15 protein-coding genes, 1 tRNA gene and 1 pseudogene are annotated in these 13588 nt (G+C 60.8%); 12 read left to right on the top strand and 5 right to left on the bottom strand.

Features of this window, described 5'->3' with window-relative positions:
- The first annotated feature begins 43 nt into the window (after nt 1-43).
- The 3 genes from FFM81_RS01770 to FFM81_RS01760 all read left to right on the top strand — a co-directional run bounded on the left by FFM81_RS01770 (nt 44) and on the right by FFM81_RS01760 (nt 2196).
- Nucleotides 44-220 carry a hypothetical protein gene (locus tag FFM81_RS01770; protein ID WP_003567096.1) on the top strand — a complete coding sequence of 59 codons (177 nt, stop codon included), beginning with the start codon at nt 44-46 and terminating at the stop codon, nt 218-220.
- A gap of 5 nt (nt 221-225) precedes the next feature.
- On the top strand, nt 226-1179 hold the full coding sequence (gene xerD, locus FFM81_RS01765; RefSeq protein WP_138385211.1) for a site-specific tyrosine recombinase XerD: 954 nt from the start codon (nt 226-228) through the stop codon (nt 1177-1179).
- 63 nt (nt 1180-1242) lie between these two features.
- Nucleotides 1243-2196 (top strand): acetyl-CoA carboxylase carboxyltransferase subunit alpha, encoded by a 954-nt coding sequence (locus tag FFM81_RS01760; protein ID WP_003567102.1) that lies wholly within the window; start codon nt 1243-1245, stop codon nt 2194-2196.
- A 142-nt stretch (nt 2197-2338) separates the two neighbouring features.
- On the opposite strand, the gene FFM81_RS01755 is transcribed toward FFM81_RS01760, so the two are convergent.
- Complete coding sequence (locus FFM81_RS01755; RefSeq protein WP_003567103.1) at nt 2339-2725, bottom strand: limonene-1,2-epoxide hydrolase; 387 nt, start codon at nt 2723-2725, stop codon at nt 2339-2341.
- Between the two features lie 156 nt (nt 2726-2881).
- Between FFM81_RS01755 and FFM81_RS01750 the strand changes: the two genes are divergently transcribed.
- Nucleotides 2882-3799: an AraC family transcriptional regulator gene (locus FFM81_RS01750; protein ID WP_003567104.1), complete on the top strand. Its 918-nt coding sequence runs from the start codon at nt 2882-2884 to the stop codon at nt 3797-3799.
- A 59-nt stretch (nt 3800-3858) separates the two neighbouring features.
- Here FFM81_RS01750 and FFM81_RS01745 read toward each other — a convergent pair.
- Both FFM81_RS01745 and FFM81_RS01740 read right to left on the bottom strand, forming a co-directional pair.
- A pseudogene (locus FFM81_RS01745) lies at nt 3859-4527 on the bottom strand (glutathione S-transferase family protein).
- A gap of 36 nt (nt 4528-4563) precedes the next feature.
- Nucleotides 4564-5322 carry an SDR family NAD(P)-dependent oxidoreductase gene (locus FFM81_RS01740; protein ID WP_003567106.1) on the bottom strand — a complete coding sequence of 253 codons (759 nt, stop codon included), beginning with the start codon at nt 5320-5322 and terminating at the stop codon, nt 4564-4566.
- Nucleotides 5323-5476: 154 nt separating this feature from the next.
- Here FFM81_RS01740 and FFM81_RS01735 point away from each other — a divergent pair, with 154 nt between their 5' ends.
- The 3 genes from FFM81_RS01735 to FFM81_RS01725 all read left to right on the top strand — a co-directional run bounded on the left by FFM81_RS01735 (nt 5477) and on the right by FFM81_RS01725 (nt 8142).
- On the top strand, nt 5477-6376 hold the full coding sequence (locus FFM81_RS01735; RefSeq protein WP_003567108.1) for an AraC family transcriptional regulator: 900 nt from the start codon (nt 5477-5479) through the stop codon (nt 6374-6376).
- A 288-nt stretch (nt 6377-6664) separates the two neighbouring features.
- Nucleotides 6665-7912 (top strand): L,D-transpeptidase family protein, encoded by a 1248-nt coding sequence (locus FFM81_RS01730; protein ID WP_037091791.1) that lies wholly within the window; start codon nt 6665-6667, stop codon nt 7910-7912.
- Between the two features lie 5 nt (nt 7913-7917).
- On the top strand, nt 7918-8142 hold the full coding sequence (locus tag FFM81_RS01725) for a sulfurtransferase TusA family protein (protein WP_003567115.1): 225 nt from the start codon (nt 7918-7920) through the stop codon (nt 8140-8142).
- A gap of 61 nt (nt 8143-8203) precedes the next feature.
- Here FFM81_RS01725 and FFM81_RS01720 read toward each other — a convergent pair whose 3' ends face one another.
- Both FFM81_RS01720 and FFM81_RS01715 read right to left on the bottom strand, forming a co-directional pair.
- A complete protein-coding gene (locus tag FFM81_RS01720) occupies nt 8204-9376 on the bottom strand; it encodes a CobW family GTP-binding protein (RefSeq protein WP_003567116.1) in 1173 nt (390 codons plus the stop codon).
- Between the two features lie 18 nt (nt 9377-9394).
- Entirely contained in the window at nt 9395-10528 is a 1134-nt protein-coding gene (locus FFM81_RS01715; RefSeq protein WP_003567117.1) for a D-alanyl-D-alanine carboxypeptidase family protein, read from the bottom strand.
- A 170-nt stretch (nt 10529-10698) separates the two neighbouring features.
- On the opposite strand from FFM81_RS01715, the gene FFM81_RS01710 reads away from it, so the two are divergent.
- The 5 genes from FFM81_RS01710 to FFM81_RS01690 all read left to right on the top strand — a co-directional run bounded on the left by FFM81_RS01710 (nt 10699) and on the right by FFM81_RS01690 (nt 13579).
- Complete coding sequence (locus FFM81_RS01710; RefSeq protein ID WP_003567121.1) at nt 10699-11862, top strand: M20 aminoacylase family protein; 1164 nt, start codon at nt 10699-10701, stop codon at nt 11860-11862.
- A 53-nt stretch (nt 11863-11915) separates the two neighbouring features.
- Nucleotides 11916-11992: transfer RNA gene (locus FFM81_RS01705), tRNA-Arg, on the top strand.
- 539 nt (nt 11993-12531) lie between these two features.
- On the top strand, nt 12532-12666 hold the full coding sequence (locus FFM81_RS33115; RefSeq protein ID WP_280790736.1) for a hypothetical protein: 135 nt from the start codon (nt 12532-12534) through the stop codon (nt 12664-12666).
- A 6-nt stretch (nt 12667-12672) separates the two neighbouring features.
- On the top strand, nt 12673-13041 hold the full coding sequence (locus FFM81_RS01695) for a hypothetical protein (protein WP_246401159.1): 369 nt from the start codon (nt 12673-12675) through the stop codon (nt 13039-13041).
- Between the two features lie 196 nt (nt 13042-13237).
- On the top strand, nt 13238-13579 hold the full coding sequence (locus FFM81_RS01690) for an NIPSNAP family protein (RefSeq protein WP_138385212.1): 342 nt from the start codon (nt 13238-13240) through the stop codon (nt 13577-13579).
- The last annotated feature ends 9 nt before the right edge of the window (nt 13580-13588 follow it).

The following is a 13588-nucleotide window of genomic DNA, read 5'->3' as shown; positions in this document are numbered from 1 at the left end:
ATACGCTTCTTATAACAGAAGCAGAGCATGAAGGAGTTGCCGGATGCCGACCCTGTTCCGTTTTCTGTTCGTCTGCGCGATCCTCGCCGGGACGGTCTACGGAGCGATGTGGGCGCTTGTGACCTTCGTCGAGCCGCAGCCGCGCGACGTGACGATCCGTATTCCGTCCGAGCGGGTCAATCCGCCGTCGACGGGCACGATCGACACGACCAGGAAGTGACCGCCATGGTGGATCTCAGCCGCGTCCATGTGGAGTCCTTCCTGGAAATGATGAGCGCCGAGCGCGGCGCGGCCGTCAACACGCTGCAATCCTATGAGCGCGACCTCGACGATATCCATTCGTTCCTGACCGGGCGCAGCGTGCGGCTGACCGAAGCCGCCTCCGCCGATCTGGCCGCCTATCTCGCCTCGCTCGCCCGAAAGGGTTTCAAACCCTCCTCGCAGGCGCGCCGGCTTGCCGCCATGCGGCAGTTCTACAAGTTCCTCTACGCCGAGGGCCTGAGGACCGACGACCCCACCGGCATTCTCGATGCGCCGAAGAAAGGCCGCCCGTTGCCGAAGACGATGGGTGTCGAGGAGGTCGGCAAGTTGCTTTCGCAGGCTGAGGCCGAGGCAGCCGATGCGGCGCCGGGCCAGTTGCAGCGCCTGCGCATGCTGGCGCTCTTGGAGCTGCTCTATGCCACCGGCATGCGTGTCAGCGAACTGGTTTCGCTTCCCGCCCGAGTGCTCGACCAGGAAGGCCGTTTCCTGATGATCCGCGGCAAGGGCAACAAGGAGCGGCTGGTGCCGCTGTCGCAATCGGCGATATCGGCGCTGAAATCCTACGGGCGCCTGCTGGCGGCGGAAAATGCGGCGGCCAAGGCGCCGCAGGAAAGCCCCTGGCTGTTTCCCGCCGCCTCGAAAGAGGGTTATCTGCCGCGCCAGGTTTTCGCCCGCGACCTGAAGAACCTGGCGATCCGCGCCGGCCTGACGCCGTCGATGATCTCGCCGCATGTCATGCGCCACGCCTTTGCCAGCCATCTGCTGGCCAACGGCGCCGATCTGCGCGTCGTCCAGGAACTCCTCGGCCATTCGGACATTTCGACCACACAGATTTACACGCATGTCCTCGAAGAGAGGCTGCAGCAGCTCGTCCAGACGCATCACCCCCTTGCCAAACAGGCGAAAAAGCACGAATAGGACCGGCGACAAGGGGCGGAGCCAGGAAAACGCCCCGCGGCACAAGGAACGGAAACGCACCTCATGCACAATTATCTCGACTTCGAAAAGCCGATCTCCGACCTCGAAGGCAAGATCATCGAGCTGAAGAAGCTCGCCACGGAAGACGAGAGCATCGACACCACCGATGAGATCGGCCGGCTGGAGGTTCGTGTCCGCGAGGCGATCGTCGAAATCTATTCCAAGCTCAATCCCTGGCAGAAGACCCAGGTCGCCCGCCATCCCCAGCGCCCGCATTTCGTCGACTACGCCAAGACCCTGTTCCAGGAATTCACGCCGCTCGCCGGCGACCGCAAATTTTCCGAGGATGCCGCGATCCAGGCAGGCCTTGCCCGCTTCCGCGGTCAGCCAGTCGCCGTCGTCGGCCAGGAAAAGGGCAACGATACCAAGACCCGTCTGAAGCATAATTTCGGCAGTCCCCGCCCGGAAGGCTACCGCAAGGCGATCCGCATCCTTGAAATGGCCGATCGTTTCGGCTTGCCGGTGATTTCGCTGGTGGATACGGCCGGGGCCTATCCCGGCGTCGGCGCCGAAGAGCGCGGCCAAGCCGAGGCGATCGCCCGCTCGACGGAAATGTGCCTCGGCATCAAGGTTCCGCTCGTTTCCGTCGTCATCGGCGAAGGCGGCTCGGGCGGCGCGATCGCCATCGCCACCGGCAACAAGGTCTACATGCTCGAGCATTCGATCTACAGCGTCATCTCGCCGGAAGGCGCCGCCTCCATCCTCTGGCGCGATTCCACCCGCGCCCGGGAAGCGGCGACCAATATGAAGATTACCGCCGAAGACCTGAAATCGCTCGGCGTCATCGACGGCATCATTTCCGAGCCGCTCGGCGGCGCCCATCGCGACCCCGACAGCGTCATCGCCGCGACCGGCGACGTGATCGCCAATGCGCTCGGCGAAATGGCCTCCCGCTCCGGCGAACAGCTGCGCAACGAGCGCCGTCAGAAATTCCTCAATATGGGCCGCAATCTCTAGAACAGGATGGTTTTAGGCCGGATCGGCCTAAAACCTGAATCCTGTCGCGCGGGTTCCGCAGGTCGATCACCCGGCGGGTGGGCGTGCTGAGTGCGGACACAATAATCTCCGCGCCCAGCCCCATCTTTCGCAAGCCGGCGTCTCAGCCGGCAGAGAACTTCTGGACGGCGGTAACGTCGAAATAGTCCCGCCACTCGACAATCTTGTCGCCCTCGAGTTCGAAAATGCCCATGATCATCACGCGTCCGATTTCGCTGCCGTCAGCACGCTCGAACCGGTCGAGCCTTTCGGTGAGAACGCGAGTCCCGTCAGTGGCGATCGCAAGCATGTCGATATGGACCGTGGAGATGCCCATCGACGTCTCCAGTCCATCGATCATTGCAATGGCCTCGTCGGCGCCGGTCGTGACTGAAATGCCTTCGTTGACCCAGCGCGTAGTGGGTGTGAACCAGCGCCGGACGGCTGGTCTTCCGCCGTCTTCAACGAACGTGGCGCAAAAAGCCGATACAGTTTCGATTGGGGTGGGCATGGCAGTTTCTCCTGGACCATCAGAAGCCCCGATGGCCTCTGTCTTGGCCCGATAGTAAGATTTGAACCCCAAGGCCACGATGCCGAAACTTCCATCACCCTTGCCTGATCTTCCGAAATGTTCGATAGAACTGGGCAATCGGTTTAGGATGGCTCAATGAGCGAACTCGAAAAAATGCGCGCCATCGCGATGCGCCACGCCGGCCGTCCGAGTCTTAAATTGCCGCGGCTGTTCGCTTACACCCTCGACCATACGACCGAGATCGACCCGCTGATCTACGATCCCGCGGCGTCCCTGGTAATACAGGGCACTCAGCGCATGTTTATCGGCGACAAGAGGTTCGAGTACGGACCCGGTCAAAGCATGATTGTCGCGGCCGAGATCGCCGCGTTGGGGCAGGTCTGCGAGGCTTCGCAAGATAGACCATTTGTCGCGGTCGGTCTATTTCTGGACCCGGCACTGCTGTCCGACCTCGTCCTTGAGATGGCAGCGATGCCAGAGCCGCCGATTGAATCGGGATACGGGGTTAGCACCGCGAGCGCGTCGCTTCTGGGCGCCTGGGGAAGACTGTTGGAGTTACTCGAGCGCCCAACCGAAATCCCCGTCATGGCTCAGTCCCTGGAACACGAGCTCATGTTTCGGCTGCTGATGGGACCGCATGGCGGCCTGCTCCGCCAGATTGCCGGATCTGACTCCCGCCTGATGCACATCCGAAAGGCCATGGCCTGGATCCGCGACCACTACACCGAGCGCCTCAATTTCAAGGCGGTCGCTGCGCTCGCGGGCATGAGCGTATCCGTCTTTTACGACCGCTTTAAAGCCGTCGCCGCCGTCAGCCCGCTTCAGTATCAGAAGTATATCCGGCTCCACGAGGCCCGCCGTCGCATGATCGCGAACCAGTCGAGTGCAGCCGAGGCGGGTTTCGCGGTCGGCTATGAAAGCGCTTCGCAGTTCAGCCGTGAGTACAAGCGTCTCTTCGGAGCGCCGCCGGGTCAAGACACCGGGAGAGCGAAGGCGGGCTTGGGGGGAATCAACCGGCCAAGAGCGCTTGGTGCTCGACCAGATGTTGATTGAAATGGCGAGCGTAGTCTCAACCCACGGCTACGACGACGCTCGCTCGTAAATGGACTTCTTCACAGCTCGTTACCATGCAGATTGAGGTACCGCCGGAATCGCTCGGCATAATCTCCTCCCACCGCGGCAACGACGCTTTGTCGTCCCGCCAGTGCCGCTCGCCACGCCGTGACGCGCGGAAGGTCCTCGAAGATCGACTGCGATACTGCAGCGTCAATAATGTCGAAATAGCGGAAGAGAGGCGCGTATACGGCATCGACCATGCTAAAGGCAGTTCCGCTGAAATAGGGTTCTGCTGCGATTACTGACTCCAGTCGCTGTAGCTTGTCCCGAAAGGCGGCACGTTTGGCGTCTGAGGTCGTGCGATCCTTAGCGTTAAGGAATTACCAGGCCTCGGCGAGGGTCGCCGTGCCATATTCGATCCACGCGCGCTGCTGCGCGCGCGACAGCGCATCCTCGGCGTAGAGCTTGCCGCCGCCCTGCGTCTCTTCGAGATATTCGCAGATCGCCATGCTTTCGAACAGAGTTGCGTCCCTGTCGCCTGCCCGCTCCACCTTCAGCAGCGGCACCTTGCCTGTCGGTGAAAGCGCCAGAAACCAGTCCGGTTTGTCAGCGAGATCGACGTTGACCCTTTCGAAGGTGACGTTTTTCTCCAGGAGAACAATGGCCGCGCGCTGAACGAAGGGGCATAGCGGATGGCTGATGAGGGTGAGCTTGCTGGTCGTCATGATGGCCTTTCGATATCTGGGGAGAGCTTGCCTGGTCTAAAGCAATTGTCCTCCCGAAATGTCGAACGTAGTGCCATTGGCCCAACCCATATCGTCGGACAGGATGGCGGCGACGGCACCGCCGACATCGTCGGGCAGCCCAACGCGGCCAAGCGCGATGCCCTGCGCCACATACGCGTTCACGCCCTCATTATCGCGCACTGCGCCGCCGCCAAAATCGGTTGCGATGGCGCCCGGCGCGATGGCGTTGACGCGAATCCTGCGTTCACCCAACTCCACAGCCAGATAACGCGAAAGCACTTCAACCGCCGCCTTCATAGCCGCGTAGAGGCTGTACCCCGGCAAGGTGAAGCGCACGAAGCCAGAGGACACGTTCAGGATGCGCCCGCCATCCGCGATCAGCGGCAGGAGCTTCTGGGTCAGGAAAATTGGCCCCTGGAGATGGGTAGAAACCAAGGAAGCAAACTGCTCCTCGGTCGCATCGACAAAGTTCGAGAACAGGCCGTTGCCAGCGTTATTGACGAGATAGTCGAAACGATCTCGGTGGAAATCCGCCTTGAGCGTCTCGGCAACGGCGCCTGCGAATGCCGCGAAGCTCGCCGTATCGGTCACATCGAGCGCCAGCATCGAGGCCTTCCCGCCCAGCGCTTCGATTTCCTGACGCAAGGCGTTGGCCTCGACCTCGCCAGTACGGTAGGTGCCGATAATGTGGACCTCTCGTTTGGCCAGCTGAAGCGCCATGTTACGGCCAAGGCCGCGGCTTGCGCCGGTGATAAGTGCGATTGGGTGGGTCATGGATGCCTTTCTCGGATCGTAGCGCCCTGAGGCGCGCTGTGTTCGGATCCAAGATAGGCTAATGCTGGGTTGGGAACCCGCCCGATCGGCTCAAGTTCTTGCCTGATCGTCTCAACGCCTTTGCTTTTCTGCAGAGCGGTGGCACACTGAAGAAATGACAGACGATCTCGCACCGCATCTGGACATTGTTTTGCGTCATGCCGCGACAGGCTTGACGGACACACCGATCCCCCGCCTCGACATGTTCGTAGGACAAGATTCTCCGGTCAACGTGCCTTGCCTTTATCGCTCAATGATCTGTTTCATCCTGCAAGGGTCTAAGCGCGTTGCAATCGGCGACACCCTTCTGAGTTACGACAGCGCGCAGTATTTCATCAGCGCTCTCGACCTGCCGCTGATTGGGCAAATCCTGGATGCCGGCAAAGGCCGCTCCTATGTCGCGGTCTCACTCGTCCTGGAGCCGGCGCTGCTGGCCGAGTTGGCTGCGACCATGCCCCCTATACGCGAGAGCGATCAGAAAGGCATGGGCGTCGCGGTCAATCCGATGATCGCTCCGCTTCGCGATACATTGCTCAGGTTGCTGTCGTTGCTCGATAACCCGGCGGACATTCCCATTCTCAGCCCGATGATCGAGCGCGAGCTACTCTACCGGTTGCTACAAGGTCCCCAGGGGCGATTGCTGCGTCAGATCGCACGGCCTGAAGGCGCCTTGGACCGCGTCCGGCGCGCCATCGCGTGGATTAGGGATCACCCCGACCAGCACCTTCGCATCGAGGCCCTTTGCGATGCCAGCGGGATGAGCCGCGCAAGCTTGCATCGCCATTTCCTGGCGATCACTGGCTTCAGTCCTCTTCAGTATCAAAAGCAGCTCAGATTGCAGGAAGCCCGCCAACTTTTGCTAGCGGGCGGCCATAGCGCGTCGGACGCGGCGTTCGCGGTTGGATACGAGAGCGCCTCCCAATTCAGCCGCGAGTATCTTCGGCAATTTGGCGCGCCGCCGGCGCGGCATGTCAAGGAGATGCGTCAAGCGATTAAACACCCGACGATGGCTTAGACCTGCGGGCGGGCCAATCTCCAAGACGCCGAGCCGAGTCCAGCGGCCTAATGTCGCCCGAAAACCGCTGACACTTTTCTGCATCATGCTCTGGAGAAGAGCGGCTTTCATCGATTGGGGCCAAATCTTGGCCACATTGATGTTATCTGTAACTTTCGCGCTTGCGGGGATGTTCAGGGCAGGTCATAGGCTGGTAAGCTTTTGTAAAGTATAAACCGCCTATGATTCCTTCCAATGCCCGAACTCCATAGGCGGACCGGGTCGCACAATCTTTATGGGCTAGTTTGGATGCGCATACGTCATTTTGCCTATGTTTCCCTCATGGCGCTGGCTCTGACCGGCTGCAATGACGCGTTGGAAACCGCGCAGGTCGACCTCTCCAAGGTCAAGAACAAGGTCGAGCAGCCGCTTCCCTCTCATATCCTCACCGCCATGGCCGCCAAGGGCATGGACCGCAATTCGCCGATCATGATCCGCATCTTCAAGGAAGAAGGTGCCATGGAAATCTGGAAGGCGAAGACCGACAACCGTTTCGACAAGATCGCCGATTACAAGATCTGCGCCTGGTCCGGCCGTCTCGGCCCGAAGGTCAAGACCGGCGACCGGCAGGCGCCGGAAGGTTTTTACGACCTGACACGCGCCAACCTGAACCCCAATTCCAAATATTATCTGGCAATCAACACCGGCTTCCCGAACCGCTATGACGCGGCCAACGGCCGCACCGGCTCGGATCTGATGATCCATGGCGCCTGCTCTTCCTCCGGCTGCTATTCGATGACCGACCAGCAGGTGCTGGAGATCTACGCTTTTGCCCGCGACGCCTTCAAGGGCGGCCAGGCGACGGTGCAGCTGCAAGCCTTCCCCTTCCGCATGACGGCGGAAAACATGGTCAAGCATCGCCTCGACTCCAGCTACGATTTCTGGAAGATGCTGAAGGTCGGCTACGACAATTTCGAAGTGACGAAACGCCCGCCCGAGGTGAACGTCTGCGAAAAGAAATACGTCTTCAACCAGCAGGCAACCGATGGCGGCGCCTTCAATGCCGCCGGCAAATGCCCTGCCATGTCGACGCCGCCGGCGCTGACGGCAGCCCTTGCCAACTACGGCAAGACCTATGATGCCGACTATGCCAAGGCGATGGGCAAATTCGACGGCATGGCCTGGTACGACCCGTCCGAAGCCGAGCGCAAGGCCGTTGTCGCCAAGACGCGCAAGGGCCGCGAACTGGCTTATGCCCCGACCGGCACCTCGCTGGAAGCCGGGCGCATGGTCAAGGTCGCCGAACTCGAAGACCTGATGGCCAAGCGCACCGCGCAGGGCATCGCCGCCAAGACCGCGACAGGCGCCACGCCGGCACCGCCTGCCGGGCCGCAGGCAATCTCCGCCCAGCCGCAGGCAACCGCAATCGCTGCCGCGACACCGGCGGTCGTGCCGGTCCCGACGCAGAACCCGCTGGCCTTCACGGCGCCCGAACCGCAGGAAACGGCGGAAGCCGCGGCAAAGAAGCCGTTCTGGAAATTCTGGGCGCGGAACTGAACGGCTTGAGCCCCGTTCTTTACGACCTTCGCGGCCTGAAATGCCCATTCCCCGTGATCAAGACGCGCAAGAAGCTCGCCGCCATGGCAAGCGGCACCCTCATCCGCGTCGACACCACCGATCCGCTGGCTGTGATCGACATGCCGCATTTCTGCAATGAGGACGGCCACGAACTGGTCGAGGCCGAAAAGACCGAAGACGGCCACCGCTTCCTGATCCGCAAGGGCTGATGCGCTTTGTTTTATGCATGTCGTTATCCCGGAACCGCTACACACTTCCGGGCGACATGCATCAAATTTTCATACCGGGAATGGCGAGCGGGTTGTCGGAGAGCGCAGCACGATCGGGCTTGTCGATGCGCGGCTTGCCGAGAAAGGCGTCGAACAGATCCTTCACGAAGGCTTCGGGCAGATCCTTGGTGATCAGCACCATGCGCGTGCGCCGGTCTTGCGGATCGGGCCAGGCGGGAAGCCGCACCGGCGGATGGAAGATGCTTTGCACGCCATGCAGCACCAGCGGCCGTTCCGGTCGGTCGGAGACGGCAACGATCGCCTTCATTCGCAGCAGCTTCTCGCCATGGGCGGAGCGCAGGAGATCGATGAACATGTCGAGCGCCATCGGGTCGATCGGCTTCGCCTCGATGATCGAGAAGGAGCGGATCGAGGCATCGTGACGATTGACGTCGTGCGCGTCCTGCTGGGCATGACCATGATGATCATGATGGTGGTGGCCGTGATCATCGTGATCATGATCATGGCCACCATGATCGTGATGATGATGCGCCTCGTGCGCGTCCTCGTCCTGCAGCCAGCGGCCGACATCGGCGATCTTCGTCGCGGGATCATAGAGCCCGTTGACCAGCACCGCGGCACTGCTCGCCTCGCTGCTGTCGGCATCCATCATCGCGGCGCGCGGATTGAGCGCCCGCAACCGCTTTTCCAAGGCATCCGTTCCAGCGCCGGCCATCGATTTTTTCGAGACGATCAGCCGGTCGGCGACCGCCGCCTGCTTGCGCGCTTCCTCGTGATTGTCGAGCGTCTGCAGCCCGTTGACCGCATCGACGACGGTGACGACGCCGTCGAGCTCGAAATTCGTGGCAATGACCGGATTGCCCATGATCGCCTGCATCACCGGCGCAGGGTCGGCAAGGCCCGTGGTTTCGATGACGACGCGCTTCACCGGCTTGACGCGGCCGGTCTGCACCGCATCCATCAGGTTGGCGAGCGTATCGACAAGCTCGCCGCGCACGGTGCAGCACAAGCAGCCGTCCGAGAGTTCGATAATCGAATCCCCGGAGCTTTCGACCAGCAGATGATCGATGCCGACATCGCCGAATTCATTGATGATGACGGCCGCATCCTTCATCTGGGGATGTTTGAGGATGCGGTTGAGCAGCGTCGATTTGCCGGCGCCGAGAAAGCCGGTCAGGATGGTGACCGGAATCCTGTCGTTAAGCGCGCTCATCTCATCTAACCTTGAAACTTAAAAGGAGGTCGGGCGCGGCATCGGCACCGGCACGTTGGCGATCCCTCCCGCCGTATCACCCCTTGCCATTTTTTCAGGCTGCGCCGCCGGCTGCGGATCCTGGCCGGGGATGAGCCCGGCAAAGACGAACCGCGGATCGTGATCCATTTCCAATATATAGGGCGACTGCACCCGCATGCGGCCGACCTCGTCGCGCGTTTCGCTGCGCACCTTGGCGCCCTTGGCGCTGCAGATGTCGGCGGAGATGTCGGTCACCTGGTCCTGTCCCTGCCCGTAGGGCTTCAGCGAACCCAGCGTGTCATTGCCGGGAAACTGGGTGGTGAAACCCTTCTGCAAAAGGTTCGCCGTCGCATCGGCGCGCGCCGCAAGGCTGTCGGTGCCGAGCACGACAGAGACGATGGTGCGGCCGTTGCGTGTCGCCGAACCGATCTGATTAAAGCCCGAGGCGCAGATGAAGCCGGTCTTCATGCCGTCGGCGCCGGCGAAGCGGCCGATCAGCATGTTGAGGCTCGGCACGTTCTGCTGGCCGTTGGTGAAACCTTCAAGTGCGAAATAACCGGCATATTGCGGAAAATCGCGGCGCAGCGCCACCGTCAGCACCGCAAGGTCGCGCGCCGTCGTATACTGTCCCTTGCCCGGCAGGCCGTTCGGATTGACGAAATGCGAATCCGTCATGCCGAGCTTCAGCGCCTCGCCGTTCATCCGGGTGACGAAGCCTTCCTGCGTGCCGCCGATGGCTTCGGCGACCGCAACGGCGATGTCGTTGGCCGATTTCACCATCAGGATCTTCAGCGCGCTGTCGAGCGTCAGCTTCTGCCCCGGCTTGAAATACATCTTGGCGGCCGGCTGCGCGGCGGCGCGCTTGCTCATGACGATGGGCGTATCGAGGCTGATCTGGCCGGCGCGGATCGCATCGAACACGGTATAGACGGTCATCAGCTTGGTCAGCGAGGCCGGATACCATTTGCGAAAGGCTTCTTCATGCTCGAGCACGCGGCCGGTCTGCACATCGACGAGAATATGCGGGTTGGCCTGGGCAAGCGAAACGGAGGCCAGAAAAACGGCAGTCGCCGCTGATACGAAAGAAAGCGGCCGCATGGCAGCAAACAAACGGAAGTGGCTCGTCGACACGGTTCGTCCTTCGGATATCAGGAAAATCTCGAAATCTTCCCCTATTTAGCCTATATGGCTATGACATGGCAAAGGTCATTGACTAAGTAATTTCCAAAAGCCTCACAGCCCAGCCTCAACACCCTTGTGATGCGATGAAAGATGGTCGGGTTTTCAACAGGAACGTCAGTATGCCGATTTTGAACAGAGCCGCGGAATTGCAGGACGAGGTCGCCGAGTGGCGCCGCCACATCCACGCCCGGCCCGAGCTGCTCTTCGCGGTGGAAAACACCGCCGCCTTCGTCGCTGAGAAACTCAAGGAATTCGGTGTCGACGAGATCGTCACCGGCATCGGCCGCACCGGCGTCGTCGGCCTGATCAAGGGCAAGGGCGAAGGCCACCGCACCGTCGGCCTGCGCGCCGACATGGACGCCCTGCCGCTCACCGAAATATCAGGCAAACCCTGGGCCTCGAAGACGCCGGGCAAGATGCATGCCTGCGGCCATGACGGCCACACCGCCATGCTGCTCGGCGCGGCGAAATATCTGGCCGAGACCCGCAATTTCAACGGCAATATCGCCGTCATCTTCCAGCCCGCCGAAGAAGGCGGCGGCGGCGGCAACCTGATGGTCAAGGACGGCATGATGGAGCGCTTCGAGATCGAAGAGGTCTACGGCATGCACAATCTGCCGGGCCTGCCGGTGGGACAGTTCGCCACCCGCAAGGGCGCGATCATGGCGGCGACCGACGAATTCACCGTCACCATCAAGGGCCGCGGCGGCCACGCCGCCCAGCCGCACCGGACGATCGACCCGATTGTGATCAGCGCCCAGATCGTCGCCAACCTGCAGATGATCGCCTCGCGCACCGCCGATCCGATCAGCTCGGTCGTCGTTTCGGTGACCAAGTTCAATGCCGGTTTCGCCCATAACGTCATCCCGAACGATGCGACCTTCGCCGGCACCGTCCGCACCCTCGACCCCGAGATGCGCACGCTGGCCGAGACGCGGTTCCGGCAGATCATCGAGGGCATGGTCGCAGCCCACGGCGCCGAGGCCGAAATCAGCTTCCACCGCAACTACCCCGTCACCGTCAACCATCCCGACGAGACCGAGCATGCGGTCGCAACCGCTGCCGCCATCGCCGGCGAGGCGAACGTCAATGCCGAGATCGACCCGATGATGGGCGGCGAAGACTTTTCCTACATGCTGAACGCCCGCCCCGGCGCCTTCATCTTCATCGGCAACGGCGACAGCGCCGGCCTGCACAACCCGGCCTACGACTTCAACGACGAAGCCATCGCCCACGGCATCTCCTACTGGGTTCGCCTGGCCGAACAACGGCTCGGCCTCTGACGACAATTAAGGCTTGGCTTCGCGCCAAGCCTTTTGTATGCATGGCATCAAGTGGTCCCGTAGCTCAGCAGGATAGAGCACCAGATTCCTAATCTGGGGGTCACGCGTTCGAATCGCGTCGGGATCACCATTTATTCTCAAATAGCTAAGGTGCTCGTGAAGGCACTGAAACAATGAAAACGCGGCTCGGGCTAACCTCGGGCTTACGAAATTGAATTCTCGTCGCGACGATTCGGCCCCGCCAGCAAGTTTCGAGCGCTTCGGGAGGCGATGGATGCAAAGGTTCCGGAGCTATCGACTATAGCGCCGGGAACATTTCGACGGCCAAAGCCCGCGATCCGATCATCGAACGGCAGATGCACGCGGCCGATGTATTGCGCCTCTTTCACCGCGCTCTCCGCGATCAAGGCTATTGGCTTGTGTGCAGGACATGCAGCGAAGGCTGCGCGGCTATTGCGGCCCAAATCAGCAACAATGCGCGGCAAGTGGATGGGGAAGAACACCTATGTGCCGGTTCACGAGCTTGACGGAGACGGCGATGTTGATGGAAGTGCCTGAGCCGCACTATTCCAAATTGGAACCGGGCTTGCGAACACGAAATGGAGCCCAGCATGACAAGCCTCGCGCAGATGACCGGGTCACTGCATATACAATTTCTATATCGGAAAGTTGAAAACTAAGCAGGAACAGCTTTTCGACAGCGATCCCGACCTGGCGATGCTTCTCGATAATTTGGCTGCGGTTTTATCAGAGCACGCTACGGAGTTGGCCGAGGACATCGCTGACATGGAAGATGACGAGTGACCCGAGATGCATCTGCCGCTGGATGGATCAATTTCGATGATCAAGCCTGAACTCGCATTCGTCATCATTTTTACGAGCAACTTCGTAGCTCCGCTCTTGGCTTTTATCGCTGGGCGGAAATGGCCAAGTTGCCGGAAGACATTGCATTTTTTGGCGCTGGTCTGGATCGTTCTGTCAGTCTACTTATGCGACAGAGTGACCTTCACACCAGCTATGACCACTGTGGATGACTCTTATGAGCCAGACGAAGTAAAACAGTTTCTTGCCATCGTCGCCGTCTTGTTGCAGCAGCTAGCAATTCTAGTGACCTATCTAGCTTGGTATGTGTGCCGCGCATTTGTTAAGCGGCTGCGGGCATCTCGAAGAGAAGCATGACGTTCGTGTGAAGGGAAGCCACCGACATTTCAACCATGCTGTAGGCGGCGGCAACATCCTCGCGGTGCGCGACCCCTTATCATGCTGAAGGGCGCCGCCGGACTATTGATTGCCTTGTGGAATTTTATAAGCTGCCGCTCATTTCCGAGAGCCGTTTGAGGGCGCTCCAAAGGGCATCCAGCATGAGGAGGATCCGATGATCCACGAATTGCGCATCTATACATGTCTGCCGGAGAGGCTGCCGGCACTGCAACAGCGTTTCGAGACCGCGACGCTGGCGATCTGGGAACGCCTCGGCATCCGCTCACTCGGCTTCTGGACGACGATGATCGGTTCTTCCAGCAACGATCTGACCTACCTGATCGAATGGCGGTCGCTGGCGGAGCGCGAGCAGAAATGGGCCGAGTTCATCGCCGATCCGGAGTGGCTGGAAGCGAAGGCGAGGAGCGAGGCGGATGGGCCCATCGTAGCCAACATCGTCAGTTCGCTGCTGAAGCCGACACGTTTCTACCGCGGCATCTCCGACCCGTCGGACTAGCGGCTACGG

Source organism: Rhizobium hidalgonense (assembly GCF_005862185.2).
Taxonomy (GTDB): Bacteria; Pseudomonadota; Alphaproteobacteria; order Rhizobiales; family Rhizobiaceae; genus Rhizobium; species Rhizobium hidalgonense.
Note: the sequence above shows the minus strand (reverse complement) of the source record. Positions and strands in the feature narration are given on the sequence as shown.